Genomic DNA, 26,215 nt, shown 5'->3' on the forward strand with positions numbered 1-26,215 from the left:
GGGCGAGATCATACGTACGCGCGCGTATCAGCGCGCTGATTGCACACAGCAATCCACTTCCAGCTTATCAGCGCGGCAGCTCCGAACGCCCCGGACACTAGAGTCATCCTCATGAGAACGCTTCGGGTACGGCGACCAGCTGCCTCGCTCTCCCCCGCTTTCGACCTCGCATACGTTCGCACGGGGCCTCGCACCAGCACGCCGGTGGTTGTGATTCCCGGTGGCCCTGGCCTCGGATCCATTCGCCCTTATCGGTCGCTGCGGCGTCACGCCGCCACCGGCGGACTCGACATCATCATGGTCGAGCATCGCGGCGTCGGAAGTTCACGGCGGGGCCTCGATGGCCGCGCACTCCCGCAGTCGGCGATGTGGGTCAGCGATGTCGTCGATGACATCGCCGCGGTGCTCGATCATGAAGGAGCCGACCAGGCCTTCATCGCGGGCTCGTCGTACGGCAGCTATCTCGCCGGTGCTTTCGGGGCCCGTCATCCCGGTCGCGTGGCGGGCATGCTGCTCGACTCGGCATTGCAATCGGCTGAAGACATCGCTCTGGAACGACAGCTGATCAGGAGTCTCTTCTGGGATGAGGATGCCCCCTATTCCGAAGCGGTGCACGCGCTGCGCACCTCGGCCGCACAGGATCGTCAGCTGCTCGACGTGATCCGCGCCGCCTACGAGATCGGCGGCGAAGCGCTCCTTCGACCATTGCTGCACAATCGGCTCCGCCGAAGGGGGCCCGCATGGCAGGCGCTGGCGCTCTACTCCGCGCGTGACGAATCGATCATCCGAATCCCCGGACACTACGATTTCTCCACGGTCGGCGCCATCGGATATCGCGAGCTCGGCTACGGCGCCCCGTTGGATGGCCTTCCACTCGATCCTGCGCGCACCTATTCTCGGCTCGCGCACCGATTCCCCTCATTCGCCGGCGAATCCTTCGATCTGCCCGCCGCCGTGCGGACGTTCGATTGGCCTTTGGCTCTGATCGTCGGCCGCCGAGACATCCGCACCCCTCCCGCGATCGCACAGCGGGTCGCGAACACAGCTCCGGATGCCGCGCTCATCATGATCGAGAACGGCCACAGTGCGCTCGATACTCACCCGATCGCGTTCCTCAACGCCGTGCGAAAGCTCGTTCGGGGTGAGCACGCAGCGCTCGCACAGCTGGCGCAGCGTTTTGACGAGCTGCCTCGACGCGGAGCATCCGTCGCCCTGTCTCGCGCACTCACTGCCGCCGCGCGGCTGGAGCAAGCTGTGCTCGGCTGACCAGCCGGCTCAGATCTGCTGCGCGTGCACGGCTTCCAGTGCCGCGGCATCGGCCTCGCTCATGCCATCGATCGGCTCGCCGTTCCAGACGATGTCGTCCCCGAGCGCACCGAGAAGCTCCTTGTGCTGACCGTGGCTGAGCTTGGCGCCGTGAATGAGCGTGGCCGGACTCCACATCATCGCAAGCGAGTCATGCCACCCCGCCCCCACGTCCTTGACCTTTAGGAGGTCGTGCAGGGTCGTCGGCAGGTGCTTGAGCGGCTCAGTGAACGCATCAGCGAGCACGGCGAGAGATACCTGGCGTTCGACACCCGGCAGCACGACCACCGTCTCGTCCACATCTCCCGTCAGCGCGCGGGCGAAGTCATCGGCTTCCAGCAGGATGACTCCATTCGTCGGTCGCGGGTTGCACTCGATCGCGTACAGCTGACCGTCGTTGTCGACGAAGTCGAACGACAGCTGACCGGTGAAATCGCCACCAAGCGCCTCGACGATGCGCTGCGTGTACGCGAGCGTGTCGGTGCTGTCGACAGCGAGGAAGGTGATCCCTGTGCTGTGCGCCCATTGCTCAGGTGCGCGATAGGTGCTGTGAGAAGTGATCTGGCCGTCGACGATCGTGCTGTACGTGCACACCATCGGCCCGTCGACGAACGGCTGCACCAGCCAAGGCTGCTCCGGCGTGGGCTTGCAGTCATCGACTGCAACGTTGCCGGCCAGTGGACCGGTGTTGGTGAGCAGCCCGATTCCGCCACGAGAGAAGGCTGCCCGCGCAAAGTAGCGAGGGTACTTCTCGATCGCTGCCCTGAGCGAAGCGTCATCGGTCGCCACGATCGTCTCAGGAACGGGAACCCCGGCCTCGGTGACGAGGCGCTTGAAGCTCGCCTTGTCGTGGAGCCGAGCGAGCGCATCGAAGCTGCCGGCATACAGCCGCACACCATCTGGCAGGTCATGAACGCGCGCGGCCAGGTAGAAGGCTTCCTCGAAAGTGGGGACGATCAGCTCGATCTCATGTTTGTTCACGAGATCGCTGATATCACTGATGAAACGATCGGTGTCGAACCGTGGCGACGCCGTCGTTGCATGTTCGGCGACGTACTTCGAATGATTGCCGATCGCACCTCGGTAAGTGTCCGTGGCGACCACGGTATGCCCGAGGCTCCCCAGCTTCCGGATGATGTCAAGAGCGAATGTGTTCCGAGAGCTCGTCACGAGTACACGCATGGTGGCCTTTCAGAAGTAGGTCAACGTGCTCACACCATATCGTCTCATTAGCCTAGGCTGACTCCATGAGCACCGAAGAAAGCGCACCGTCCTCCGCCGAGGACATGAAGCGCAAGTTCAAGGAAGCGCTCGAGAAGAAGAACGCACATCACCGCAACGGTGAGTCGCACCTGGATGGCGATTCCGCCGTCCACGCAGCGAACGCCCCGCAGACGCGGCGTGAGTTCCGACGCAAGAGCGGTTGACCGCTGAGAAGGCGCCGCACCCGTTCGGGTGCGGCGCCTTCGTTCTGCTCCGGCTCACTCTCCGGAGAGACCTCCGAGCAGATGCCCGAACGAACGGCCTTCGCCGAGATAGTTGGCCGGGTCGAATGGATCGTTCGAGGTGACGGCATCCTTGCGGGCGATCGCCTCCGCCAATTCGCGCGCACCCTTCTCCACGCGCTTGCTGAGCGGCGCGACTTCGTCGCCGGAACCGCCCCAGTCGCTGGATGCTGCGAACACTCCCGTCGACACGGCCTCAGCATGCAGATACGCGAACAGCGGACGGATCGCATAATCGATGGCGAGCGAGTGACGCGCGGTACCGGCGTTCGCGCCGATCAGCACGGGTTTACCCGTCAACGCATCCGGTTCGAGCACGTCGATGAACGACTTGAACAACCCGGAGTAGCTCGTCGAGAAGATCGGCGTCACCGCGATCAGCGCATCGGCCGAGTACACCGAGTTGATCGCCGACTCCAGTTCCGCCGGCGCGAAGCCGGTGAGCAGGTTGTTCGTGATGTCATGGGCCAGGTCCCGAAGCTCGATCACGTCGACGGATGCTTCGATTCCGCGCTCAGCCAGTTGACTCACCGTTTCAGCGGCGAGCCTGTCGGCCAGCATCCGTGTCGAGGAAGGGTTCGACAGACCCGCAGAGATGACAGCAATACGGCGTTCAGCCATGATCATGCTCCCTTCCGGCCGAGACCGAACGCTGCCCTGCAGGGGTGGCGGTGTCCTGGTATGGCGAGCCTGCGGTGAGGTTGTCGCCACGGTTCGCGCCAGGGCGCGCCTCGCGCGAGGGTCCATCGCCGTACACAGCTTTGATGCGAGCTGCGTGAGTCGGCGCATCCGGCACCTCGGCGGGACGATTCGTCATCAGTTCGCGGCGCAGCGCCGGAACGACCTCTCCCCCCAGAATGTCGAGCTGCTCGAGCACGACCTTCAGCGGAAGGCCCGCGTGATCGATGAGGAACAGCTGACGCTGGTAGTCGCCGAACGTGTCGCGCATCGCGGCGTACCGGTCGATGACCTGCTGCGGCGACCCCACCGTCAGCGGGGTCATCTCAGTGAAGTCCTCCATGCTGGGGCCGTGGCCGTACACGGGCGCGTTGTCGAAGTACGGGCGGAACTCGTTGACGGCATCCTGTGACTTGGCGCGCATGAAGACCTGACCGCCGATGCCGACGATCGCCTGCTCTGGCGTGCCGTGTCCGTAGTGCGCGAAGCGCTGACGGTACAGCTCGATCAGGCGCTGGTAGTGCTCCTTGGGCCAGAAGATGTTGTTGGCGAAGAAGCCGTCGCCGTAGTAGGCAGCCTGCTCGGCGATCTCAGGGGTGCGGATCGAGCCGTGCCACACGAACGGCGCCACACCATCGAGCGGACGCGGCGTCGAGGTGAAGCCCTGCAGCGGCGTGCGGAACTTGCCTTCCCAATCGACGACGTCCTCATCCCAGAGCTTACGCAGGAGTGCGTAGCTCTCGATCGCGAGCGGCAGGCCTTGCCGGATGTCCTTGCCGAACCACGGGTAGACGGGGCCGGTGTTGCCGCGGCCGAGCATGAGGTCAGTGCGACCGTCGGCGATGTGCTGGAGCATCGCGAAGTCCTCGGCGATCTTCACCGGGTCGTTCGTAGTGATCAAGGTCGTCGAAGTAGACAGGATGATGCGCTCGGTCTGTGCAGCGATCGCCGCGAGCGTCGTCGTCGGCGATGAAGACCAGAACGGGGGGTTGTGGTGCTCGCCGATCGCGAAGACGTCCAGCCCCACTTCCTCGGCGTGCTTCGCGATCGTTATCGCGTCCTTGATCTTCTGCCGCTCACTGGGCGTCTCGCCCGTCACGGGATTCTGCGTGACGTCGCTGACGGTGAAGAGTCCGAACTGGATGCCTGAGGTGTCGGGCTGTTCGCTCATGGTGATGCTCCGGTTTCTCAAAGCGGGTGCGCCAGGCATCCGCATCTATGCACTTGAATATATCTGATGAAACGCGACCTCAGCGATATTATTCCCGACGGGTAGCCTTCTATGATGAGCAGCACCCCCAAGGCGCCCGTGGGGCCGATCACCGGCTCTTCAGCACGCCCGCGTAGACGCGTTCCGTTCTGGGACAACGCGCGTTACGCGTGCATCGTGCTCGTCGTTCTCGGGCACGCGATCCAGCGTCTGACCTATGACTCCGACATCGCAATGGCGCTGTATCTCTCGGTCTACGCGTTCCACATGCCGGCGTTCGCGATCATCGCCGGTTACTTCTCGAAGTCCGCACCCCCCACGAAGAAGCAGATGTCGCGAGTGATCACCGACATCCTCGTGCCGTATGTGATCTTCGAACTGCTGTGGACGCTCACGAAGTGGCTCGTCGAGGGACGGGCCGACCCGAACCTCACCCAGCCCTCGTGGACCCTCTGGTTCCTGCTCGCGCTCGGAATCTTCCGACTCGTGCTCCCCTACTTGGCGCTCCTGCACTGGCCCCTGGTGTGGGCCGTGCTCATCTCGGTCGGCGCAGGCTACCTCCCCAACGTCGACAGCACCTTCTCGCTCTCCCGCACGCTCGGTTTCCTGCCGTTCTTCGTGCTGGGCTGGTGGGTGCACGAGAAGGACCTCGTGAACAGGCTGCGGCTCATCGACGCACGCCCGTGGTGGCTGCGCGCGATCGCCGTCGCGGCCTTCGTCGCCGTCGGCTTCGTCGCCTGGAACTGGGTGGATCTGTGGAAGAGCATCGACCTTGACAACTGGTTCTTCTACGACGACTCCTATGCCGCTCTCGGCGCGCAGGCCTGGTGGTCCGGCGGCATCCGACTGGTGCTCATCGCGCTCGGCTTCATTCTCAGCATCGCGTTCTTCGCGCTGATCCCCCGCGGTACGTATTGGTGGACGAAATTCGGTCAATACACGATGTATGTGTATCTGCTCCATTCCTTCGTTCTCTACCCGTTCCGAGAGTCCGGCATTCTGCGCAACGCAGAACCGACGTGGATCTGGCTGCCGACGGTCATCGTGCTGTCGATCGTGATCGCTCTGGTACTGGCGACCAAGCCCGTGCGCCGGGTCTTCCGTCCTCTCATCGAGCCGCGCGCACGGTGGCTCTTCTCGGATGCGCGCCTCGTGGATGCGTCTCGTCGAGACGACCCCACCGGTTCACGGCGACCACCGGAGCGCTGAATCCTCACTCAACAGTGTCTCCGTGCGCCTCGCTTCGTAACACTCGCCGCGACGTGCGGAATTCCGTCTTACGCTCGGGACATGCCTGATCTCAACCTCCCTATCCTCGACCTGTCGCAGCTCGACCAGGGAGCCGAGGCCGCCGCACAGTTCTGCGACGATCTGCGCGCGGCAACCCACGACGTCGGCTTCTTCTACCTCACGGGCACCGATGTCACCGCCGAGCTTTCCGGGCGCCTGCACAAGGCCGCACGCGACTTCTTCGCGCTCCCTGAGGAGGAGAAGCTCGCGATCGAGAACGTGAAGAGTCCGCAGTTCCGCGGGTACACCCGCACCGGGGGCGAGCTCACCCAGGGCAAGGTGGATTGGCGCGAACAGATCGACATCGGCCCGGAGCGCGAGAGCGTCGAGGACGGCCCGGCGTTCAATCGGCTCATCGGCCCGAACCTCTGGCCCGCAGCACAGCCCGAGCTGCGCGAGGTCGCAGAGGAATGGCTGACGCGCCTCGACGGGATCGCCCGCAAGCTCATGCGCAGCTGGGCGCTGGCGCTGGGAGCCGATGAGTCGCACTTCGATGACAGCTTCCGCGAGCCGGCGACGCTCGTCAAGATCGTCCGCTACCCCGGCACAGATGCACCGGAGCCTCAGCAGGGCGTCGGCGCCCATAAGGACGGTGGTGTGCTGACGCTGCTCTGGGTCGAGCCGGGCAAGGGCGGCCTGCAGGTCGAGCGTGGCGGCGAATGGGTCGATGCCCCGTCCGTCGACGGCGCGTTCGTGGTCAACATCGGCGAGATGCTCGAGTACGCCACCGGCGGCTATCTCAAAGCCACCAACCACCGTGTGGTTTCGCCGACGGCCCCGGACGACCGCATCTCAGTGCCGTTCTTCTTCAACCCGGCGCTCGATGCTCGGGTGCCGGTCATCGACCTGCCCGCGGAGCTGAAAGCACACAGCCGCGGCGTCGGCGACGAGTCCTCCAACCCGATCGAAGGCCTGTACGGGGAGAACGCGCTGCGCTATCGGTTGCGCGCACACCCGAATGTCGCGGCGATCCAGCACGCAGATCTGCTGGGCGCACCTGCCTGACCCATCTGGCCATGCCGCCGCAATAGCCTGGAGGCATGCGACTGCCGTTCTTCACCATCGGACACTCGGACCGGTCTATCGACGAGTTCATCGCCCTGGTGCAATCGGCGAACGTTGAGAGCATCGTCGACGTCCGCCGCCTTCCGGGGTCGAATCGGCACCCTCAGTACAACGAAGATGCCTTGCGTGAATCGCTCGGCGCCAACAGCATCCGCTTCGATCGCATCCCCGAGCTCGGCGGCCGTCGCAAGGTCTCCAAGGACGTGCCGTTCGAGACGAATGCCTTCTGGCAGAACCGCAGCTTTCACAACTACGCCGACTACGCGCTGTCAGACGAGTTCAACCGCGGATACGATCACCTGGTCGCGATCGGACGAGAGGTACGCACAGCCGTGATGTGCTCTGAAGCAGTCTGGTGGCGCTGCCACCGGCGGATCATCTCTGATCATCTCCTCGCTCGAGGAGAGAAGGTCTTCCATCTCATGAATGCGGGCCGCGAGAGTTCCGCTGAACTCACGCAGGGAGCCATCGTCACCGGGAGCACCGTGACCTACCCGGCCTGAGAGGGAACGACGAAGGCCGCCCCACACCAGGGACGGCCTTCCAAGAAGTTTTGCGCGATTGAACGCTGGTCGTTATCGGCGGAGCCCGAGGCGCTGAATCAGCGAGCGGTAACGCTCGATGTCAACACCCTGGAGGTAACCGAGCAGGCGACGGCGCTGACCGACGAGCAGGAACAGCCCACGACGCGAGTGGTGGTCGTGCTTGTGCTCCTTGAGGTGCTCAGTGAGGTCCTTGATGCGCTGCGTCAGCATTGCGGCCTGCACCTCGGGGGATCCGGTGTCACCGGGGTGCGTCGCGTACTCTTCGATGATCGCCTTCTTGACGTCTGCTTCCAGTGCCATAGATTCGATCCCCTCTCACTCATTGCGCGGCGCCCGACGCCTGATACGTGGGCTCTCTTTATCCGCGGCCGATCAAACGGCAACCTGTAGAGTCTACCAGCCACCGGGAGCACCTGCGGACCGCCCTGCGCTGCACTCGGATACTCTCGAGGGATGCATCAGGGGCCCCAGGCGTGAGTCATTTCATCGATCTCTCACCGTTGAAGGAGAGCCCGGCGTTCGCGCGGATGTGGATCGGCTCAGCTCTCGCGGGCCTCGGCGGACAGCTCACGATCGTCACGGTCATGCTGCATGTGTTCGCTCTCACGCAGAGCACCTTCGCAGTGTCGATGATCGCTGTCGCTGGACTCGTGCCGATGGTCCTCGCGGGGCTCTACGGCGGCATGCTCGCTGACGCGTTCGATCGGCGCGTGGTCGCGCTGATCGCGGCAGCAGTCGCATTCGCATCCACCGCGCTGCTCGCGATCCTCACCTGGACGCAGAACGAGACGATCTGGTGGCTCTACGCGTTGAGCATGATCGTCGCGGCCGCGAACTCCGTGGGAATGGCCACCCGCACAGCCATCGTGCCGCGACTCATCCCCCGAGGGAAGCTCGCGGCAGCATCAGCCCTCAACGGCATCGCGTTCGGAATGACCGTCATGGTCGGGCCGGCTCTCGCCGGCGTTCTGGTCGCACTTACCGGCTACGGGTGGACCTACACGATCGACGTCGTGCTGATGCTCGCGATGTTCCTCGGGCTGTGGACGCTGCCGGCGCTCGTCCCAGAGGGTGAGATCATTCGTCCTGGGCTCAGCTCCCTCGTGGACGGATGGCAGTTCCTGCGTCGCGCGGGGAACATCAGGATGCAGTTCATCTGCGACATCATCGCGATGACATTCGGGCAGCCGCTCGTGCTCTTCCCAGCCCTCGGGACGGTGATACTCGGCGGGGGCGCGGTCACCACGGGTCTGCTCACGGCCGCCGTCGCCGTAGGAACCTTCATGTCGAGCCTTCTCTCCGGTCGCATCGCGCAGTACCGCTGGCACGGGCGCGGTATCCAGCGCGCCATCCAGGCCTACGGCGCGGCTATCGCACTCTTCGGGGCGGTGCTGCTGTGTGGATCATTCTCCAGCCACGCGACCGAGACCGCTCCGAGCGTGGGACTGATCGTGGCTGCCTGTATCGCGCTCGCAGTATCCGGAGCATCCGACAACATCAGCTCCATCTACCGGAGCACGATGATGCAGGCTGCCGTGCCCGACACGATGCGAGGACGCCTGCAGGGGATCTTCGTCGTCGTGGTGGCGGGCGGCCCGCGCGTCGGAGCCCTCTACGCGGGGACGCTCGCGACGTTCACCGCACTGTGGTTCCCTCCACTTCTGGGAGGGCTCATCGTGATCGCACTGGTGGGCACGCTCGTGCGCTTCGCGCCGAGATTCCGCGACTACGACGCATTGAACCCCGTGCCCTGACGGACACGGGGTTCAATAGGGTGCTCTCGGGGGTCAGGCCTGCGCGAGCGAGCCCTGAAGGTCGAGCGTGATCGTGACGTCCTTGCCGACGAGGACCCCACCGGTCTCGAGCGCCGCATTCCAGGTGAGACCGAACTCTTCGCGGTTGATCGTGGTCGATGCGGAAGCGCCGGCCTTGTAGTTGCCGTACGGGTCCTGACCGAAACCGCCGAACTCGAACTCGAAGCTCACCGGCTTCGTGGTGCCGCGGATCGTGAGGTCGCCGTCGACGAAGAAGTCGTTGCCTTCGACGCGGGCTCCGGTGGAGACGAACTCCATCGTGGGGAAGTTCTCGGTGTCGAAGAAGTCTGCGGAGCGCAGGTGCCCATCGCGGCCCTCATCCTTGGTGTCGATCGAGGTGACATCGACAGAGGCCTCGACCTTTGCGTCGAGCGGGTTCTCGGGCGCGATCATCGTTGCACTCTTCACACCGAAAGTGCCGCGCACCTTCGAGATCATCATGTGACGCACGCTGAAGGTGACCTCACTGTGCGAGGGGTCAAGCGTCCAGGTGCCTGCGCGGTAGCCGGGAATGTCGATCGTGGTCATGCGGGATTCTCCTCAAGTTCTGAGCCGCACGTGCGGCCTACACACGGGTACAACTCGTATGCACGCGCATGTATTCCGAGAATGGCAGAAATTTCTCGAGGGAAGGTTGAAGGCCCCTGCCACACGCGTGACAGAGGCCTTCAAGAAGAGCGGGGCAGATCAGCCGACAGCGACGAGGTCGATGATGAAGATAAGGCTCTTGCCGGAGAGGAAGTGGCCAGCACCGGCGGGTCCGTAGGCCAGGTGCGGAGGGATGACCAGCTCACGACGGCCGCCGACCTTCATACCCGGGATGCCGTCCTGCCAGCCCTGGATCAGTCCGCGTAGCGGGAACTGGATGGTCTCGCCACGACCCCAAGAGGAGTCGAACTCTTCTCCGGAGTCGTACTCGACACCGGCGTAGTGCACGGTCACAGTGTCACCGGGCTTGGCCTCGGCGCCGTCGCCCTCGATGAGGTCGCGAATGACGAGCTCTTCAGGAGCGGGTCCGGTGGGTGCGTCGAACTCGGGCTTTGTGCGATCAGTCATGATTCCATCAAAGCGGAGCGCCGGGGCCCGGTCAATGCGACCGCACCCGCTCAGAGCGAACATCGTGTGAACAGACTCAACGCCCGGTGCTGCGGCGATGCCTGCGAGTCTCCCGGGCGATGAGTTGGTCTGTCTCCAGGGTGCACCCGGTCTCTGCCCCTGTCAAGAGCCCGGTCGAACTCAGTACGCCAGCAGCGCTGCTCTCGTTGCGCGTGTACGTGTGAGCAGGGCGCGCTCGTCATCGGCTGCAAGCGGGTCGCGTCCGGTGAGAGCACGCTGGCGCACTGCTGCCAGCGCTGTGGAGTCCAGGACGAACCGCTTCATGAGCGGCCGTCGATCGCCGCTCAGGGAGGCCGCCCATTGCATCCCGATCTTCCGACCCGCGGGCGTCGCGAGCATCGTCACTTCCTCGGGTGTGAACCACCCGGCCGCTGAGTACTCGCTCAAGCGCGCTCGGGTGACGCGCGCTTCTTCACGACGCAGCGCGACGATGGCCAGGATGAAACCGATGAACAGCGGCACCTGCAGCGACAGGTAGAGCGCGAAGAAGTCCGCGAACAGCGCCGAGCCGTTCCAGAATCCGTGCAGCAGCATCGCGGCGACCAACCCGATGCAGCCCGCTCCGAATACTGCGCTCTTCGAAGCGCTGCGGCGCGCCGCCAGCCCCATCGCGAATCCGGTCAACGCGGTGAACATCGCGTGCGCGAACGGTGAAAGCAGACCTCGCATCACGAAGGTCGCCGTCAGTTGGGAGCCGCCTCCCTCGAGCAGACTGATGGCGAAGTACTGGATGTTCTCGGTGAAAGCGAACCCGCCCCCGATCAGCGCGCCGTACACGATCCCGTCGATCGGACCATCGAACGCGCGTCGCCCCATCAGGAAGACGAAGAAGATGCCCAGTCCCTTGGCGATCTCCTCGATGATCGGAGCTTGGACCACGGTGCTGAGCACTTCGGTGCGCAGCCCGATCAGCATGGTGATCCCGAGATCGACGATGAGAGTGATCCCCACTGCACCGATCGCACCCCAGGCGATCGCGAACGCGATCAGCGGTTTCGGCTCTGGTTCCCATCGATCGATGAGGTGCACGCCCATGAACACGATGGCCAGCGGCACCATGGCGATCACAAGACCGACGCCAGAGGCCTCAGGTCCGAGCGCCCAGACAAAATACCCGATCAATGCCAGCAGCACGAACCCGAGAATGCCGAAGGCCCAGATCGAAACCGTGCGTCCCTTCCGCGCCGGAACGGGCAGAGCCGGCAGCGCAGGGGCTGCCGGCTGCACGATCGGCGCAGGCGGCGCGTATGCCATGGGCTGTTCGAAGGCGGACGAATACGCAGGTCTGGTGTGCAGCGGCTGTCCCGGTCCTCCGAAAGTCATAGTCAAAGCCTAGAGGCCAGTCACCACGCCGCCGGTAAGACTTCACCGGTAGCGTAGAAGCATGCGTTTCGCTCATCTGCGCGGCTCCGACGACAGCATCCAACTGGCCGTCGTCGAAGGCTCCTCCGCGATCCTCGTCTCCGATCTCCTCTCCCCCGCACCTGGCACTCTCCAGGAGCTGATCGAGGGCGGCGATGATGCGCTCGACGCATTGCGCTCTGCCGTCGTCGACAGCACCGCACCGCGGCATCCGCTCGCCGACTTCGGATTCGCATCGGCAGTGCTGAACCCGCCCGTCATCCTGGCGGTGGGATTGAACTACTCCGCGCACTCCAGCGAGCTCGGCCTGAAGACCGACACGGCGCCGACCGTATTCACGCTGTGGCCGAACTCGCTCTCAGGTCACGACCAGACCACCGGCTGGCCGCGATCGCTGAGCGAATCGATTGACTATGAGGCCGAACTCGGCGTGCTGATCGGGCACGCGGCGAAGGACGTCGCAGCCGACGATGCACTCGAGCACGTGTGGGGATACACGGTCGTGAACGACATCACCGCACGCGACATCCAGTTCGCCGAGGCGCAGTGGTCGCGCTGTAAGTCGTTCGACGGTTTCACGCCGACTGGCCCCTTCGCCATCACCGCAGACGAAGTCCCCGACCCTCAGGATCTGCACATCTGGACCGTCATCGACGGCCACACAGTGCAGGATGCCAGCACAGGACAGATGGTCCGCTCGGTTGCCACACTCATCGCACACCTGTCGCAGTCGATCACCCTGCAGCCGGGAACGCTGATCTCCACAGGAAGCCCTGGTGGTGCGGGATACTCGCGCAACCCGCAGATCTTCCTGCGGGATCGTTCCACGGTCACCGTCGGCATCGACGGCATCGGCGAGCTCACCACGCACTGCCGCATCTACGGCTGAGCAGAACGGCCTCGCTCCATCATTGCGGTGGAGCGAGGCGCGCGTTCTTACTCAGATCTGGATCATGTCCTCTGGCGGAATGATGTTGATCGCCGAAGTCACTGCCTGCAGACCCGAAAGACGGGCTGGCGACAGTTGCTTGGTCACCTCTTCGCGTGACATGAGCTCCGCCTCGACGACGAGGTCTGCGACATTGCGGTTCGTCAGCAGCGCTGTCTTGGCAAGGGCCGCCGCCGCCGCGTACCCAATGAACGGTGTCAGCGCCGTGATGACGCCCACCGAAGCGCCAACCATCGCCCCCAGACGGTCTTCATTCGCAGTGATTCCGTCGACGCAGTTGACCCGCAGCGTCCACATCGCCTGACGCATCCAGGTGATCGACTGGAAAATCGAGTGAGCGATCACCGGCTCGAAGGCGTTGAGCTGCAGTTGCCCGCCCTCGACTGCCATGGTGACAGTGGTGTCCGCACCCACAACGGCGAACGCGACCTGATTGACGACCTCGGGGATGACGGGGTTGACCTTTGCCGGCATGATGCTGGATCCGGCCTGCTTGGCAGGAAGATTGATCTCTCCGAAACCGGCCTGCGGACCGGACGAGAGCAGACGCAGATCGTTGCAGATCTTCGAGAGCTTGATCGCGTTGCGCTTGAGCGACGAAGAGAACGACATGAACGCGCCGGTATCGCTCGTGGACTCCACCAGGTCGGTCGCCGTCTCAAGCGCGAGACCGCTGATCTCACGCAGGTGCTCGAGCACGGCCGACGCGTAGGCGGGGTGTGTCGTGATGCCGGTGCCGATCGCGGTTGCACCCATGTTGATCTCGAACATGAGACTCGCGTTCTCGGTGAGGCGAGAGTGGTCCTCCCCGAGCGTCGTCGCGAATCCATGGAACTCCTGGCCGAGCGTCATCGGCACCGCGTCCTGGAGCTGGGTACGACCGACCTTGAGCACATCATGGAACTCGACAGCCTTGCCGAGGAAGGAGCGACGCAGCAGCTCGAGCTCATCGAGCAGCGACTGAAGGTTCAGCGAGAGGCCGATCTTGATCGCCGTCGGGTACACGTCGTTGGTCGACTGGCTGCGGTTGGTGTGGTCGATCGGTGAGAGGAACGCGTAATCGCCCTTCTCGCGCCCGGCCATCTCGAGCGCGATGTTGGTGATGACCTCGTTCGCGTTCATGTTCGTCGACGTGCCGGCACCACCCTGAATGACCCCGACCGTGAACTGATCGAGGAACTCGCCGTCGATCACGCGCTGTGCGGCGGCATCGATCAGGTCGGCGCGTTCGGCATCGAGGACGCCGATCTCCTTGTTCGCACGAGCGCTGGCCTGTTTCACCATCGCCAGCCCTCGGATCAGATCCGGATAGACCGAGATCGGACGCTTCGAGATGGGGAAATTCGCGTCGGCGCGGGCCGTATGGATGCCCCAGTACGCTTCGGCGGGAATCTCCATGCTTCCCAGTGAGTCTGTCTCAGTGCGGGTCAATTCGGGCGCGGCAGAAGCCATGTCACTTCCTTGTGGGTGTGGCGGATCAGAAATTGGGGGATGCGTCCATCCTATGCCGCGGGCACTCGACGCGCCCGGGATATCTGTGTCCGCGCAACCGGGTGAGAAGTCAGTGACCGACGACGATGATCAGGATTCCAGCGATGACTGCCAGAGCGCACAGCGCGAAGCACGCGTAAGCACCGACCAGTGCCACCTGCTTCTGGCCTTCAGTGAGTGGGCTCTTCCTCTCAGCCTTCGCAGCCTGCTTCGCAGCCCGCTTAGCCTGCTTCTCGCTGAGGATCGTGATGGCGTCGGTGAACTCGGCGGGCGAGACCACAGGAATGCGGCCGGCGCGCACGAGAAGCCGCAGGCCGATCGCGTAGAAGGTCACGATCAGGCACGCACCCAGCAGGGCAACGAGGAAGACGTTGACGAATGCCATCCAGTCGATTGCGACGCTCATCGCCGTGCCTCCCGTTCGGCCGCTTCTTCATCGGAGACATCCCATTCGGCGAGCTCTGCGCGAGCGCGCCGGCTGGCACTCAGCTTCTCCCACTCCTCCGCGGCCTTCTGCGCCTCGGCGAGTTTGCGGTTGGCGCGATCAGCGGCCTTGCGTGCGGCTTTGACCGCAGCCTCGGATCCGCCGCTCTTCTTGAGCTTGCGAGCCCGACGACCGGCCTTCTCGGCCTCCTCGGCCTTGCGCTCGGCGTGATCGAGCGCGCGGAGCAGCTCGATGCGGCTCTGACGACGCGTGGGCGGGGGCACATCGGGGTGCTCGACGGCGTGCCCGGACTCCGCCACGTCGCTCATGGCGTTGTCCGAGGTGACGGCATTCTTACGCGAGCGCAGGTAGAGGCCGATGATGATGACCAGGGCCAGCACGGCGTCGATCATGACGCCCCAGCCGCCCAGCCAGACGACCAGCAGGGCGGCGAGGGCTCCCACTGCGGCGGCGGCGGGAAGAGTGAGCAGCCAGCCCATTGCGATACGACCGGCGGTGCGCCAGCGCACGGACGATCCGCGGCGGCCGAGGCCCGATCCGATGACGGAGCCTGATGCGACCTGCGTTGTCGACAGCGCGAAGCCGAGAGCACTCGATGCCAGGATCGTCGCTGCGGTGGAGCTTTCTGCCGCGAAGCCCTGAGCGGGCTTTACCTCAGTGAGTCCCTTGCCGAGCGTGCGGATGATCCGCCAGCCGCCCAGGTACGTACCCAGTGCGATCGTCACGGCGCAGGCGATGATCACCCAGAGATACGGGTCGGCGTGATCCGAGCTCTGCCAGCCGACGGTGATCAGAGCGAGCGTGATCACGCCCATGGTCTTCTGCGCGTCGTTGGTGCCGTGGGCGAGTGCCACGAGCGATGACGTGAAGATCTGACCCCAGCGGAATCCCGAGCGTCCATCGGGCTTGCCATCGTAGCGGCGCGTGATGGAGTACGCGATCTTCGTCGCGATGAAGGCGATGACGCCTGCAGTCAACGGCGCGATCAGCGCGGGCAGCACGATCTTGGAGAGCACCATTCCGAAGTCGATGCCACCGACGCCGACGCCGACGAGTGTCGCACCGATCAGTCCGCCGAACAGTGCGTGGGAGGAGCTCGAAGGAAGCCCGAGCAGCCAGGTGAGCATGTTCCACGTGATCGCACCGATGAGACCGGCGAAGATCACGGAGAGGAAGAGCTGGGCGCCCGACTCCAGGATCGCGCTCTCATTGATGATGCCGTGTGAGACGGTCTTGGACACTTCCGTGGAGAGGAATGCGCCGACGAGGTTGAGACACGCCGCAAGCAGCACGGCAGTCTTGGGCTTGAGAGCACCGGTCGCGATGGGTGTCGCCATCGCGTTCGCGGTGTCGTGGAACCCATTTGTGAAGTCGAAGAAGAGCGCCAGCAAGATCACCAGCACGACAATGAGGACTGCGGTTTCCACCGTTAGCTTTCGGTTGTCTGAAGAAGGGATGTGCCGACGTGATCGGCGTGACGAACGAAGAGTTCACCGTGGGTTTCACTTCCGTTAACCGGCCCCGATCGATCCTCGCACCCCGTTCGGCTCCGGTCAACTCGACCTGGACTACCGTGGAACGGTGACCAACGCACCCATCGCCGCTCGCCGCTCGCACACTCGCACTCATCACGGCGACACGTTCATCGATCCGTACGAATGGCTCCGCGAGAAGGATTCCCCCGAAGTGCTCACTCATCTGGAAGCGGAGAACGCCTACACCGATGCGCGAACCGCACATCTGGAGGGACTGCGCGAAACGCTGTTCGAGGAGATCAAGGGGCGCGTGCGGGAGACGGATCTGTCCGTCCCCTCGCGTCGCGGCCAGTGGTGGTACTACAGCCGCAGCGAGGAGGGATCCCAGTACGGCATCCAGTGCCGCGCGGCCGCAGCCCCCGATGACTGGACTCCCCCGCTTCTCGAGCCTGGCATCCCTGTCCCTGGCGAAGAGATCCTGCTCGATGGCAATGTCGAAGCCGAAGGTCATGAGTTCTTCTCCCTCGGCGCTTTCGGCGTGTCCGATGATGCGACGAAGCTCCTGTGGGCGCCCGACTACGAAGGCGACGAGCTCTACACGATCAGAGTGCGCGATCTCGTCAGCGGAGCGACGCTCGAAGATGAGATCCCGAACACCGGCGGAGGCTTCTTCACCCCCGACGGCAGTGCGATCATCTACACGACCCGTGACGAGGCCTGGCGTCCGGACACCCTCTGGCTGCACCGGCTCGGCACGCCCGTCGCCGATGACGTGAAGCTCTTCCACGAGCCCGATGAGCGCTTCTGGCTGGGCGCGGGAATCACCCGCAGCCGCCGCTACCTCGTGATCGGAATCGGTTCCAGCATCACCAGTGAGGAGTACCTCGTAGACCTCCGGGGCGAGATCACTGCGGAGCCGCAACTCGTGTGGCCGCGCGCCGAGGGCGTGGAGTACTCCCTCGAGCATGCGGTGGTTGGCGGAGAAGACCGGCTGTACATTCTGCACAATCAGGATGCTCTCGACTTCGAGCTGGTTTCCGTCGCAGCATCCGATCCTCAGGGCCCCCGGCGGGTCGTCATGCCCCACGAGCCCGGCCGCCGCATCCTCGACGTGGACTGCTTCCGCGATCACGCCGTCGTCGGCTTCCGCCGCGAGGGACTCGAGCGCATCGGTCTGCTCGACTACACGACGGATGCTGCCGAAGAGCTCCGCTTCGACGAACCGCTCTTCTCGGCGTGGCCGAGCGGTAATCCGGAGTGGCATGCCCCCTACCTGCGCCTGACGTACACGTCATTCGTCACGCCATCCACGGTGTACGACCTCGATCTGACCACGCGGGAGAGAGTGCTCCGCAAGCAGCAGCCGGTGCTCGGCGGGTACGACCCCACTGAATACGACCAGGAACGCCGCTGGGCCCTCGCCGCCGACGGCACGCAGGTGCCGATCTCGCTCGTGTGGAAGAAGTCGTTCGGCGCGCCGGGCGACGATGTGCGCCCCGTGCACCTCTATGGCTACGGATCCTACGAGCACTCCATCGACCCCGGATTCTCGGTCGCACGCCTCTCTGAGCTCGACCGGGGTGTCATCTTCGCTGTCGCCCACGTGCGCGGCGGCGGCGAGATGGGACGCAATTGGTACGAAGACGGCAAGCTGCTGAACAAGCGCAACACCTTCACGGATTTCGTGGCGTGCGCCGAGCACCTGACCGCAAGCGGTGTCACCTCTGTCGACAAGATGGTCGCAGAGGGCGGCAGTGCTGGCGGGCTGCTGATGGGCGCAGTGGCGAACCTTGCTCCCTCGGCGTTCGCGGGCATCCTCGCATCCGTGCCGTTCGTCGACGCGCTGACCTCGATTCTCGATCCCTCGCTGCCGCTGACCGTCATCGAGTGGGACGAGTGGGGCGACCCGCTGCACGACCCGGACGTCTACGCGTACATGAAGACGTACACGCCGTACGAGAACGTGCAGGACGGCGTGGCCTATCCCCCGATCCTCGCGATGACGTCGATCAACGACACCCGCGTGCTCTACGTCGAACCGGCGAAGTGGGTGGCGCGCCTGCGCGAAGCCGGCGCGAAGGACGTGCTGCTCAAGTGCGAGATGGCCGCAGGCCACGGCGGAGTGAGCGGACGCTACAACTCCTGGCGCGAGCGGGCGTTCGAGCTCGCCTGGATGCTCGACGTGCTCGACCTCGCCTGAGCCTGCGCCCGACTGCCCGCGCGACGAGTCGTTCTGCACCACAGGCGCCCGTCGCCGTTTCTCCACCGTCGGTGGGTTTGCGGCCGCACCGCGCGCGCCGGGCCATCGTGGACGCATGTTCATTGAGGTTGCACGACGGCGTGGCGCACAGCTCGCAGCTCTACGCCGCGGGGTTCCGCAAACGTGCGGTCGCGATAGCGGTGAGGAGCGGGCGGATGCTGCGGGTACGGCTGCGATCCGGCCCGATCGGCCGCAGCGAGAGTGGGCGGCCGGGCTCGAGACGCACTTCATCGCGCTCATGCACGCCATCGGCGTATGCCCACGCCAGCAGGTCTGGCTCGACGGTCGTCGGGTCGACACGCTCATCGGCGACCGTCTCGTCGTGCAACTGGATGGGTTCGCGCTCCACAGCGACGCGGCATCCCGTCGACGTGCGCACGGCGATGGCCCAAGGGCCTGCACCTCGCCGCGGAGCGTGCGCAGATCAGGACGATGCAGCCGGCTCAGGAGAATTCCGCAGGATGCTCCTGATCTGGGGCGCCCCGCCTGAACTCGGCACGCGGGGCTCAGCCGAAGAGCGCCGCGGCCTCGTCGTAGCGGTAACGCGGCACGGTGTTGAGCTCGCCCAGTGCCTCCTCGAACGGCACGCGCACGATGTCGGTGCCCTTCATAGCCACCATCTGGCCCCAGTCGCCATCCACGATCGCGTCTGCGGCGTGCAGCCCGAGGCGGGTCGCCAGCACGCGGTCGAACGCAGACGGCGAACCGCCGCGCTGGATGTGACCGAGAATCGTGGCGCGGGTCTCGATGCCGGTGAGCCGTTCGATCGCAGGTGCGAGCTGGTCGCCGATGCCGCCGAGGCGAGGCCTGTTGAAGGCATCAAGCCCCTTGTCGCTGAACGCTTCGTCCATGCCCTCGAGCTTGAAGCCTTCTGAGACGACCACGAGCGGTGCCCGACCGCGATCATGAGCGCTCGTGACCTGAGCCGCGATCTCATCGATCGACATCGGCACTTCAGGGATGCAGATGACGTGGGCGCCGGCAGCCATTCCTGCGTGCAGGGCGATCCACCCCACGTGGCGTCCCATGACTTCTGCGACCATGCATCGCTGGTGCGAGTCACCGGTCGTTCGGAGACGATCCATCGCGTCAGTGGCGATGTTCACCGCAGTGTCGAACCCGAATGAATAGTCCGTGGCGCGCAGATCGTTATCGATGGTCTTCGGCACGCCGAGAACCTTGATCCCGTCCTTCGACAACCGGTCTGCAGCAGCAAGAGTGCCTTCGCCGCCGATGGCGATGATGCCGTCGATCTTGTGCCCGTAGAGCGTTTTGGCGATGTTCTCGGCGCCGCCGCGGTCACCCTCGTAGGGGTTGGTGCGACTCGTGCCGAGAATCGTGCCGCCGACCTTCGAGAGTCCCTTGACCTCATGCCGGGTCAGTGGGGCGAAATCACCTTCGACAACGCCGCGCCAGCCATCACGGATGCCGACGAACTCGAGATCGTACGACGTCGTGCCTTTGAGGACGACTCCGCGGATCACCGCGTTGAGGCCGGGGCAGTCGCCGCCGCTGGTGAGAATACCGATCTTCATGCTGGTGCCTTCGGAGGTTTCGGGAAGTTTGGGGGAATCGGCGACGCTGCCTGCACTCGACACTAGTGGGCAACATCCGCAGATGCTATTCGAACGGCGTGAGAACGGCTGATTTTTACACCCGCACCCAGTTGAAATCGCAGATTTGTCGAGCATCCCCCGCAGAGACAGCAAAACGCCCGGTAAGAACAGCTGTTCTTGCCGGGCGTTTGCAGAGTAGGTCAGTCGGACAGCGCCGTCCGCAGCAGGTGCATCAGTGCCGCGAGCTGGACGGGCTCGCTCGCCGTCTCTTCGACGGCCTCACCGTCGAGAGCACGCGCAGCGAGCCCTTGCTTCTGGTCGATGAGTTCGGCGATCTTGGTGTCGATCGTATGCGCCGCGATGATCCGCCACGCGGTGACAGGTTCGTCCTGACCGATACGGTGCACCCGGTCGATCGCCTGCGTCTGCTCGGCTGCCGTCCAGCTGAGCTCCGCGAGCACGACGTTGGACGCCGCCTGCAGGTTCAACCCGACGCCAGCAGCAGTCAGAGAACACACCGCGACGCCGACGCTTTCCTCACCGTTGAAGTCGTCGATGGCCTGCTGGCGTGCCGGAGTCGTCTGGTCACCACGGATCGAGACATAGCGGATGCCGGAGGCCGCGAAGTGCGCCTCGGCCTGGTCCATGACATCGATGTGCTTCGCGAAGAAGACGACCTTGCCCACGGAGCGCTGCAGCTGAGCCGCGTAGTCAGCGGCGAGCATGGCCTTGGCCTGACCGATCTTGCGCACCATCGTGAAGACGTTGTCTCCGCCGGTGCCTGCAGCCTTGGACTCTTCGAGTTCGTTGTGGGCGACGAGCCGCACGATGTCCTCGTCGATCTCGCCGGGCTCGAGCCCGCGATCGCCACGTGCCGTGACGATGCGACGGTACTTCGCGGCCAGTCGCTCCCCCAGCTCGCGTTCGGCCTGTCGGATGCTGCGGCCGAACTCGTCATCCAACTGCACTGGCAGGTCTGCGATCAGCTTGTCCGGGAGGTCTGCTGCGACGTCCTTCTTCTTGCGTCGCACGATCCCCATGGAGATCACCGCATCGCGGGCCTCGGGGTAGAACGCCTTATCGGCGGGCGTGTGACCGGTGGCATCGAGCTTCTCCATGAGCTCTGACCCCGGTTTGTCGCCGGTCGTCCAACCGAGGAAGCGCCAGATCGCGTCGAAGTCCTCGACGTCGTTGATCAGCGGAGTTCCGGTCAGTGCCATCATGAGCGGGTCGCGCGTGCGCTCGCGGATGCGGGACGCAAGCGCCAGCACGTTCTGCGAACGCTGTGATGACAGGTTCTTGATGAAGTGCGCTTCGTCGACGACCATGCCCTTGAGCCCGATGGATCCGAGCCATGACAGGTGCCGGTCGAGGATCTCGTAGTTCACGATGAACACGTCGGCGAACGCATCGATGTCGGTGCCGTCACCCTGGATGACGGTTGCGCGACGCTGCGGTGTCCAGCGCTCAACTTCGCGTGCCCAGTTCATCTTCACGACGTTCGGAACGACGACGAGCAGCGGGTACGCGTCTGCGAGGGAGGCTGCAAGCACGGACTGCGCCGTCTTGCCGAGACCGGGCTCATCTGCCAGCAGGAAGCTGCGGTGACCGGCACGCACCGATTCGAGGAAACGCGACTGATGGACCATGATCTCGAGCCCCTTGGGCGAGAGGTGGTCGTACTCAGGAACAGGCGGAAGCTCCATGGTCGCGGAAGAGCCACCGGCTCCCGTCTCGAACGCCTTGTACAGCGGGCCCATGAGCTCCCAGCCGTCCAGCCGCCGCCGCGGAGTCGAGGTCACCCGCGGGGTGAGATCTGGAGCGAGGAATGGACTCGCGAGCTGACGCGACTCGAGAGAAGGCGGTGTAACCTGTCGCTCGGCAAGTGCCGCCGGCACCACAGGCGCCTGCACCGGAGCGATGTCCGTGATGATGAGCTCTTCCGGCGCGAGTTCAGCACCGGATTCGAGGAGCCAGTCGCGTCGCATGCGCTTGGCAACGGGGCTCGTGGCCTGGTCGGCCTCAAGCAGCTGGATCAGTGAAGTGTCGCGTGCTGCGGTCTTCGCCAGAATCGTCGCCACACCGTCGAGCCGCTTGAGCAGTTCGGCGCGAGCTGAATCGCTGAAGGCGTCGTCCGTCTTGACGCGGGCTCGCTCTTCGCGCACCAGGAACGCGATGACCTGGAACTTGACGCGGTTCGTCGGACCGAGCTTGCCTCGCTGCGCCTTGGCCTCGATCTCGCGCACCTTGCGCGCCAGGATCGGGATCAGCGGGGCTTCGTCGTCACGACGGGTTGTCTTCTTGCGCCGTTTTGCGGCGGCGGTTGCCGTAGTCGGCATGCTCCTCCTGAGCGTGAGATACCGGACGCAGTCGAATGCGCGCCCCGTGCCGTGCGTATTCTCCGCGTGTGGCGTGTGCCATGACCGTGCGGAGGTTGTTCTCGTGCTCAGCGATATGTGGACTTCACACCCGCAACGTCGAGAACCACGATCATTCTAGTGCATCGGATGCCAGAATTGCGCGGGCGGCGTCGACGTCGGCCGTCATCTGCTGCATCAACGCGTCGATCCCCTCGAACGCCACCATGCCGCGCAGGCGCTCGGCGAACTCCACTGTGACGTCGTGGCCGTAGAGATCAAGAGCGTCCTCATCGAGCACATGCGCCTCGACCTGGCGCACGAGAACGTCATCGAAGGTGGGGTTGGTGCCGACGGAGATCGCTGCGGGGTGGCGGATGCCGGTGTCGTGGTCCTGCAGCCAGCCTGCATAGATACCGTCAGCGGGAACGAAAGCGTCGATCGTCTCGGAGAGATTGGCGGTCGGGAACCCGAGCTCACGCCCGCGCTTGAGACCGTGGACCACTTCTCCTCGAACGTCGACAGACCTGCCGAGCACCCGAGCCGCCGTCGTCACGTCGCCCTCGGTGAGGAGCTCGCGAATCCAGCTGGAGGAGACGCGCCGTTCGGATCCTGCGACATAGACGTCGTCGACGACGTCGACCGTGAAGCCGTACTCGGGACCGAGTTCGCGCAGAAGCCCTGGTGTGCCCGCTCCCCGGTGGCCGAATCGGAAATCCTCCCCGACGAGCACCGTCGACACATGAAGAGCGCCCACAAGGATGTCCTGGATGAACGCCTGCGGAGACTGGGATGCGAGATTCTGGTCGAACGTCAGCAGCAGCGTCGCGTCGATGCCCAGTTCGCCGAGCAGCGCGAGCTTGCGATCTACCGAGACGACATTCTCGGGGCACAGTTCAGGACGCAGCAGCGCAAGCGGATTGCGGTCAAATGTCACTGCCACCGATCGCGCTCCGGATGCTGCGGCATCCGCCTTGAGGCGCTCGATGACCGCCCGGTGACCGGCGTGCACCCCGTCGAATTTGCCGATGGCGACAGCCGACGGCCCGAAATCCTCAGGAACGTCGCTCGGATCACGGAAGACGATCATGCGATGGGCTCCGATCGTTCCGCATTCGCCGCTGCGACGACCGGGCGGTGCATGCGCAGCCACCAGATGCCGAACACCGGCAGCACCAGCGGAATGAACAGGTATCCGCGACCGAATACGGACCACACTGAATCGTGTTGGAACAGCTCAGGAATCGCGAGACTCAACGTGCCGATGACGAGCACTCCGGCGAGCTCGAAGATGATCGCTATCCATGCGATCGTGTACCAGCCTCGACGCCGAGCGAACACGAGCCCGAGGGTTGCGACGATGTAGACGAGCGCCGCGAGAGCAGACAGCGAATACGCGAGCGGTGCTTCATCGAACTTCCGCACGATCTGCACGAAGCTGCGGCCCGTTGCTGCCAGTGCCATCACGGCGTAGACGATCACGAGAACACGGCCGATGCCGGTCATCCGAGTGCGGGGTTGGGTGGTGCTCATAGCGTCTTCCATCCTAAGTGCGCATGAACGCACCAGGCGCCGCGTGCTACGCGACCTGGATCGTCCAGATGACTTCCATGCGCCACAGCATGATGGCCACGGCGAACGCCAGAAGCCCCAGGATCACCGTGCTCCATCGGCTGCGCTCGACCAGCGCCCAGACGACGCCACCGATCGGCACCAGCACAGCAGAGACCAGATAGACCCAGAGCTCGAGCAGATCGCCGCTGGGCGGGTTGCCCGCGAAGGGCGAGATGATGGCGACGATCACTTGAATGATCAGCAGAAGCTCGATGAGCGCGAGCGCACCCACGGTGAAGTCACTCGGCCGTCGCCCCATCAAGCCGGCCGTCACGCAGAAGATCCCGGCCACGACCGCGATTGCGATCTGCACAAGTGTGAACCATAAGATCATCGGGTCTCCTCCGGCATGTTCATCGCGCTCTTCACATCAGTGCCGCGCCGCTCGACTATCCCCACCAGGGTGCCATCCGGATCGACTGCGGCGGCGACAGCGCCATTCAACTCGGCAGCTCGGCCAGGCAGTCGTTTGCCATGGCGCAGGTCTCTGGCATCATCGGCAGATACGTCGAACCGCTGCATCACCTGAACGGCGGCGGCAGAAGGCGTCAAGGTCGATGCCCCATCGAGGGCGTCGATGCACACGGCATCCGAAACATCGAACGGCCCCACATGCGTGCGGCGCAACGCGGTCAGGTGCCCGCCGACGCCGAGGCTCTCCCCCAGGTCTCGGGCGAGTGCACGAATGTATGTGCCTGAAGAGCAGTCGACGACAACGTCGAGGTCGATGGCACCTGCGTCACGACGCTCGGCCAGAACATCGAAGCGCGAGACGATGACAGCACGCGACTTCAGTTCGACTTCTTCGCCTGCGCGCACGCGGTCGTAAGCGCGCCGCCCGTCGACCTTGATCGCAGAGACCGCACTGGGCACCTGCTCGATCTCTCCGGTGAGCGCGGCGATACCCTGAGCGATCTGCTCTGCTGTGACGCCCAGAACGAGATCGTCGCTCGCGCGTGCAGTGATCTCGCCTTCGGCATCGTCAGTCGTTGTCGACTGGCCGAGCCGGATCGTCGCGTGATAGGTCTTCGCAGCGCCTACAACGTATGTGAGCAGCCTTGTCGCGCCTTCGATGCCAATGACCAGAAGGCCAGTGGCCATCGGGTCGAGAGTGCCGGCGTGGCCGACTTTGCGAGTGCCGAAGGCACGACGCGTGCGGGCGACAACGTCGTGACTGGTCAGCCCACCGGGCTTGTCGACGAGGAGGATACCGGGCTCGACCATCCTTCGATCTTAGCGAGAACGACACGCGCCGATCCGCATAGGCTGTCTGGGTGCCCCAGACTTCTGCCGCGACTTCCCTCCGCCAGGAGGAGCTGTCCAAGTGGTATCGCACGCACGCTCGCGACCTGCCGTGGCGTCATGACCGGTTCCACGACGAGTACGGCGCCTGGGGAACGCTCGTCAGTGAATTCATGCTGCAGCAGACGCCCGTGACTCGGGTCATCCCGCATCTGCAAGCGTGGCTCGAGCGCTGGCCAACTCCCATCGCGATGTCGACGGCATCCCCCGCGGATGTCGTGCGGCAATGGGCGAACCTCGGCTATCCACGGCGCGCTCTCTGGCTGCACCAGGCGGCGATCGAGATCACGAACCGTCATGGCGGCTCCGTACCACGCGATGTCGACGCTCTGCTCGCGCTCTCCGGAATCGGCGACTACACCGCTCGGGCTGTCGCCGCGTTCGCCTTCGGGGATCGGGTTCCGGTCGTTGACACCAACATCCGCCGGGTCATCGCGCGTGCGTGGGAGGGCCGGTCGCAACCCGGACCTCCCACACGACGTGATCTGGAGGCAATGTCTGCACTCCTGCCGTCAGAAGACGCAGACTCCGCCATCTTCAACGCCGCCATGATGGAGCTGGGTGCCATGGTCTGCACCGCCCGTGCGCCGCGGTGCAGCGAATGTCCGATCGCAAGCGGCTGCGCGTGGCTGGCGGCAGGACAGCCAGACACCGGCGATACTCGGCGCCGGCAGGCGCGCTATGAAGGTTCCGATCGAGCGGCCCGCGGCGCTGTGCTGAAAGTGCTTCGGAACTCCTCCCGCGCGGGTCTGGCCGCAGACGCCGTCATTCATGATTGGACGGATGCCGCGCAACGCGACCGTGCTATCGATTCGCTGATCGCCGATGGGCTGATCGAAGCGGTCGATGGACACCTTCGGCTGCCGCACTGAGCCA

Annotated in this window: 26 protein-coding genes; 9 read left to right on the top strand and 17 right to left on the bottom strand. The window is 64.6% G+C overall.

Annotated features, from left to right (window positions below; all coding sequences use genetic code 11):
- Positions 1-111: 111 nt before the first annotated feature.
- On the top strand, positions 112-1,266 hold the full coding sequence (locus ACTU6V_RS09000; protein WP_443475445.1) for an alpha/beta fold hydrolase: 1,155 nt from the start codon (positions 112-114) through the stop codon (positions 1,264-1,266).
- Positions 1,267-1,275: 9 nt separating this feature from the next.
- On the opposite strand, the gene ACTU6V_RS09005 is transcribed toward ACTU6V_RS09000, so the two are convergent.
- Positions 1,276-2,475: an ATP-grasp domain-containing protein gene (locus ACTU6V_RS09005; protein WP_443468089.1), complete on the bottom strand. Its 1,200-nt coding sequence runs from the start codon at positions 2,473-2,475 to the stop codon at positions 1,276-1,278.
- 77 nt (positions 2,476-2,552) lie between these two features.
- Here ACTU6V_RS09005 and ACTU6V_RS09010 point away from each other — a divergent pair, with 77 nt between their 5' ends.
- A complete protein-coding gene (locus ACTU6V_RS09010) occupies positions 2,553-2,732 on the top strand; it encodes a DUF5302 domain-containing protein (RefSeq protein WP_417508474.1) in 180 nt (59 codons plus the stop codon).
- 54 nt (positions 2,733-2,786) lie between these two features.
- On the opposite strand, the gene ACTU6V_RS09015 is transcribed toward ACTU6V_RS09010, so the two are convergent.
- Together ACTU6V_RS09015 and ACTU6V_RS09020 are read right to left on the bottom strand one after the other, a co-directional pair.
- Positions 2,787-3,431: an FMN reductase gene (locus tag ACTU6V_RS09015; protein ID WP_443468088.1), complete on the bottom strand. Its 645-nt coding sequence runs from the start codon at positions 3,429-3,431 to the stop codon at positions 2,787-2,789.
- Positions 3,424-4,632, bottom strand: a complete 1,209-nt coding sequence (locus ACTU6V_RS09020) for an LLM class flavin-dependent oxidoreductase (RefSeq protein ID WP_443475568.1) — start codon at positions 4,630-4,632, stop codon at positions 3,424-3,426. Before ACTU6V_RS09020 ends, ACTU6V_RS09015 begins: the two co-directional genes overlap by 8 nt.
- 141 nt (positions 4,633-4,773) lie before the next feature.
- On the opposite strand from ACTU6V_RS09020, the gene ACTU6V_RS09025 reads away from it, so the two are divergent.
- From ACTU6V_RS09025 to ACTU6V_RS09035, 3 genes are all read left to right on the top strand, one after another.
- On the top strand, positions 4,774-5,907 hold the full coding sequence (locus ACTU6V_RS09025) for an acyltransferase family protein (RefSeq protein WP_443468086.1): 1,134 nt from the start codon (positions 4,774-4,776) through the stop codon (positions 5,905-5,907).
- Between the two features lie 81 nt (positions 5,908-5,988).
- Entirely contained in the window at positions 5,989-6,993 is a 1,005-nt protein-coding gene (locus tag ACTU6V_RS09030) for an isopenicillin N synthase family dioxygenase (protein ID WP_443468085.1), read from the top strand.
- 35 nt (positions 6,994-7,028) lie between these two features.
- On the top strand, positions 7,029-7,556 hold the full coding sequence (locus ACTU6V_RS09035) for a DUF488 domain-containing protein (RefSeq protein ID WP_443468084.1): 528 nt from the start codon (positions 7,029-7,031) through the stop codon (positions 7,554-7,556).
- 72 nt (positions 7,557-7,628) lie between these two features.
- Here the strand turns inward: ACTU6V_RS09035 and rpsO are convergent, their stop codons facing one another.
- The gene (rpsO, locus tag ACTU6V_RS09040) at positions 7,629-7,898 is read right to left on the bottom strand and encodes a 30S ribosomal protein S15 (protein ID WP_147037780.1); all 270 of its coding nucleotides are present in this window, start codon (positions 7,896-7,898) and stop codon (positions 7,629-7,631) included.
- A gap of 227 nt (positions 7,899-8,125) precedes the next feature.
- Here rpsO and ACTU6V_RS09045 point away from each other — a divergent pair, with 227 nt between their 5' ends.
- Positions 8,126-9,352: an MFS transporter gene (locus ACTU6V_RS09045; protein ID WP_443468428.1), complete on the top strand. Its 1,227-nt coding sequence runs from the start codon at positions 8,126-8,128 to the stop codon at positions 9,350-9,352.
- Between the two features lie 33 nt (positions 9,353-9,385).
- On the opposite strand, the gene ACTU6V_RS09050 is transcribed toward ACTU6V_RS09045, so the two are convergent.
- From ACTU6V_RS09050 to ACTU6V_RS09060, 3 genes are all read right to left on the bottom strand, one after another.
- Positions 9,386-9,940 (bottom strand): YceI family protein, encoded by a 555-nt coding sequence (locus ACTU6V_RS09050; protein ID WP_443468083.1) that lies wholly within the window; start codon positions 9,938-9,940, stop codon positions 9,386-9,388.
- 159 nt (positions 9,941-10,099) lie between these two features.
- The gene (locus tag ACTU6V_RS09055; protein WP_417508467.1) at positions 10,100-10,468 is read right to left on the bottom strand and encodes an FKBP-type peptidyl-prolyl cis-trans isomerase; all 369 of its coding nucleotides are present in this window, start codon (positions 10,466-10,468) and stop codon (positions 10,100-10,102) included.
- A gap of 180 nt (positions 10,469-10,648) precedes the next feature.
- A complete protein-coding gene (locus ACTU6V_RS09060; protein WP_443475446.1) occupies positions 10,649-11,851 on the bottom strand; it encodes a PrsW family intramembrane metalloprotease in 1,203 nt (400 codons plus the stop codon).
- Between the two features lie 61 nt (positions 11,852-11,912).
- Between ACTU6V_RS09060 and ACTU6V_RS09065 the strand changes: the two genes are divergently transcribed.
- Positions 11,913-12,779, top strand: coding sequence for a fumarylacetoacetate hydrolase family protein (locus tag ACTU6V_RS09065; protein ID WP_443468081.1), 867 nt, complete (start codon positions 11,913-11,915; stop codon positions 12,777-12,779).
- Between the two features lie 51 nt (positions 12,780-12,830).
- On the opposite strand, the gene ACTU6V_RS09070 is transcribed toward ACTU6V_RS09065, so the two are convergent.
- From ACTU6V_RS09070 to ACTU6V_RS09080, 3 genes are all read right to left on the bottom strand, one after another.
- Complete coding sequence (locus ACTU6V_RS09070; RefSeq protein WP_443468080.1) at positions 12,831-14,291, bottom strand: aspartate ammonia-lyase; 1,461 nt, start codon at positions 14,289-14,291, stop codon at positions 12,831-12,833.
- 109 nt (positions 14,292-14,400) lie between these two features.
- Positions 14,401-14,736, bottom strand: coding sequence for a peptidase (locus ACTU6V_RS09075; protein ID WP_443475447.1), 336 nt, complete (start codon positions 14,734-14,736; stop codon positions 14,401-14,403).
- Entirely contained in the window at positions 14,733-16,202 is a 1,470-nt protein-coding gene (locus ACTU6V_RS09080) for an inorganic phosphate transporter (protein ID WP_443468078.1), read from the bottom strand. Before ACTU6V_RS09080 ends, ACTU6V_RS09075 begins: the two co-directional genes overlap by 4 nt.
- A gap of 154 nt (positions 16,203-16,356) precedes the next feature.
- Here ACTU6V_RS09080 and ACTU6V_RS09085 point away from each other — a divergent pair, with 154 nt between their 5' ends.
- The gene (locus ACTU6V_RS09085) at positions 16,357-18,450 is read left to right on the top strand and encodes a S9 family peptidase (RefSeq protein ID WP_443475448.1); all 2,094 of its coding nucleotides are present in this window, start codon (positions 16,357-16,359) and stop codon (positions 18,448-18,450) included.
- Positions 18,451-18,610: 160 nt separating this feature from the next.
- Here ACTU6V_RS09085 and ACTU6V_RS09090 read toward each other — a convergent pair whose 3' ends face one another.
- From ACTU6V_RS09090 to truB, 7 genes are all read right to left on the bottom strand, one after another.
- A complete protein-coding gene (locus tag ACTU6V_RS09090; protein ID WP_443475449.1) occupies positions 18,611-18,889 on the bottom strand; it encodes a hypothetical protein in 279 nt (92 codons plus the stop codon).
- Between the two features lie 127 nt (positions 18,890-19,016).
- Positions 19,017-20,045: a 6-phosphofructokinase gene (locus ACTU6V_RS09095; protein WP_417508459.1), complete on the bottom strand. Its 1,029-nt coding sequence runs from the start codon at positions 20,043-20,045 to the stop codon at positions 19,017-19,019.
- Between the two features lie 221 nt (positions 20,046-20,266).
- Positions 20,267-22,405: a DEAD/DEAH box helicase gene (locus ACTU6V_RS09100; RefSeq protein ID WP_443468076.1), complete on the bottom strand. Its 2,139-nt coding sequence runs from the start codon at positions 22,403-22,405 to the stop codon at positions 20,267-20,269.
- Between the two features lie 151 nt (positions 22,406-22,556).
- A complete protein-coding gene (locus tag ACTU6V_RS09105) occupies positions 22,557-23,513 on the bottom strand; it encodes a bifunctional riboflavin kinase/FAD synthetase (protein WP_443468075.1) in 957 nt (318 codons plus the stop codon).
- Positions 23,510-23,956, bottom strand: a complete 447-nt coding sequence (locus tag ACTU6V_RS09110) for a hypothetical protein (protein ID WP_443475450.1) — start codon at positions 23,954-23,956, stop codon at positions 23,510-23,512. The genes ACTU6V_RS09105 and ACTU6V_RS09110 overlap by 4 nt, the downstream gene beginning before the upstream one ends.
- A 46-nt stretch (positions 23,957-24,002) precedes the next feature.
- Positions 24,003-24,371, bottom strand: a complete 369-nt coding sequence (locus tag ACTU6V_RS09115; RefSeq protein ID WP_443468073.1) for a hypothetical protein — start codon at positions 24,369-24,371, stop codon at positions 24,003-24,005.
- Positions 24,368-25,261, bottom strand: coding sequence for a tRNA pseudouridine(55) synthase TruB (gene truB, locus ACTU6V_RS09120; RefSeq protein ID WP_443468072.1), 894 nt, complete (start codon positions 25,259-25,261; stop codon positions 24,368-24,370). Before truB ends, ACTU6V_RS09115 begins: the two co-directional genes overlap by 4 nt.
- Positions 25,262-25,311: 50 nt before the next feature.
- Between truB and ACTU6V_RS09125 the strand changes: the two genes are divergently transcribed.
- Positions 25,312-26,211 (top strand): iron-sulfur binding domain-containing protein, encoded by a 900-nt coding sequence (locus tag ACTU6V_RS09125; protein ID WP_443475451.1) that lies wholly within the window; start codon positions 25,312-25,314, stop codon positions 26,209-26,211.
- Positions 26,212-26,215 lie beyond the last annotated feature (4 nt).

The sequence above is a fragment of the Microbacterium zouquanmingi genome (assembly GCF_052266675.1).
Taxonomy (GTDB): domain Bacteria; phylum Actinomycetota; class Actinomycetes; order Actinomycetales; family Microbacteriaceae; genus Microbacterium.

Excerpts from the sequence above, each read along its gene's own strand:
- ACTU6V_RS09010 (WP_417508474.1), top strand. The coding sequence starts at position 2,553 with ATGAGCACCGAAGAAAGCGCACCGTCCTCCGCCGAGGACATGAAGCGC.
- ACTU6V_RS09095 (WP_417508459.1), bottom strand. The coding sequence starts at position 20,045 with ATGAAGATCGGTATTCTCACCAGCGGCGGCGACTGCCCCGGCCTCAAC.
- ACTU6V_RS09025 (WP_443468086.1), top strand. The coding sequence starts at position 4,774 with ATGAGCAGCACCCCCAAGGCGCCCGTGGGGCCGATCACCGGCTCTTCA.
- ACTU6V_RS09105 (WP_443468075.1), bottom strand. The coding sequence starts at position 23,513 with ATGATCGTCTTCCGTGATCCGAGCGACGTTCCTGAGGATTTCGGGCCG.
- ACTU6V_RS09015 (WP_443468088.1), bottom strand. The coding sequence starts at position 3,431 with ATGGCTGAACGCCGTATTGCTGTCATCTCTGCGGGTCTGTCGAACCCT.
- ACTU6V_RS09030 (WP_443468085.1), top strand. The coding sequence starts at position 5,989 with ATGCCTGATCTCAACCTCCCTATCCTCGACCTGTCGCAGCTCGACCAG.
- ACTU6V_RS09100 (WP_443468076.1), bottom strand. The coding sequence starts at position 22,405 with ATGCCGACTACGGCAACCGCCGCCGCAAAACGGCGCAAGAAGACAACC.
- ACTU6V_RS09065 (WP_443468081.1), top strand. The coding sequence starts at position 11,913 with ATGCGTTTCGCTCATCTGCGCGGCTCCGACGACAGCATCCAACTGGCC.
- ACTU6V_RS09045 (WP_443468428.1), top strand. The coding sequence starts at position 8,126 with ATGTGGATCGGCTCAGCTCTCGCGGGCCTCGGCGGACAGCTCACGATC.
- ACTU6V_RS09110 (WP_443475450.1), bottom strand. The coding sequence starts at position 23,956 with ATGAGCACCACCCAACCCCGCACTCGGATGACCGGCATCGGCCGTGTT.
- ACTU6V_RS09070 (WP_443468080.1), bottom strand. The coding sequence starts at position 14,291 with ATGGCTTCTGCCGCGCCCGAATTGACCCGCACTGAGACAGACTCACTG.
- ACTU6V_RS09000 (WP_443475445.1), top strand. The coding sequence starts at position 112 with ATGAGAACGCTTCGGGTACGGCGACCAGCTGCCTCGCTCTCCCCCGCT.
- ACTU6V_RS09050 (WP_443468083.1), bottom strand. The coding sequence starts at position 9,940 with ATGACCACGATCGACATTCCCGGCTACCGCGCAGGCACCTGGACGCTT.
- ACTU6V_RS09075 (WP_443475447.1), bottom strand. The coding sequence starts at position 14,736 with ATGAGCGTCGCAATCGACTGGATGGCATTCGTCAACGTCTTCCTCGTT.
- ACTU6V_RS09060 (WP_443475446.1), bottom strand. The coding sequence starts at position 11,851 with ATGACTTTCGGAGGACCGGGACAGCCGCTGCACACCAGACCTGCGTAT.
- ACTU6V_RS09115 (WP_443468073.1), bottom strand. The coding sequence starts at position 24,371 with ATGATCTTATGGTTCACACTTGTGCAGATCGCAATCGCGGTCGTGGCC.
- rpsO (WP_147037780.1), bottom strand. The coding sequence starts at position 7,898 with ATGGCACTGGAAGCAGACGTCAAGAAGGCGATCATCGAAGAGTACGCG.
- truB (WP_443468072.1), bottom strand. The coding sequence starts at position 25,261 with ATGGTCGAGCCCGGTATCCTCCTCGTCGACAAGCCCGGTGGGCTGACC.
- ACTU6V_RS09035 (WP_443468084.1), top strand. The coding sequence starts at position 7,029 with ATGCGACTGCCGTTCTTCACCATCGGACACTCGGACCGGTCTATCGAC.
- ACTU6V_RS09055 (WP_417508467.1), bottom strand. The coding sequence starts at position 10,468 with ATGACTGATCGCACAAAGCCCGAGTTCGACGCACCCACCGGACCCGCT.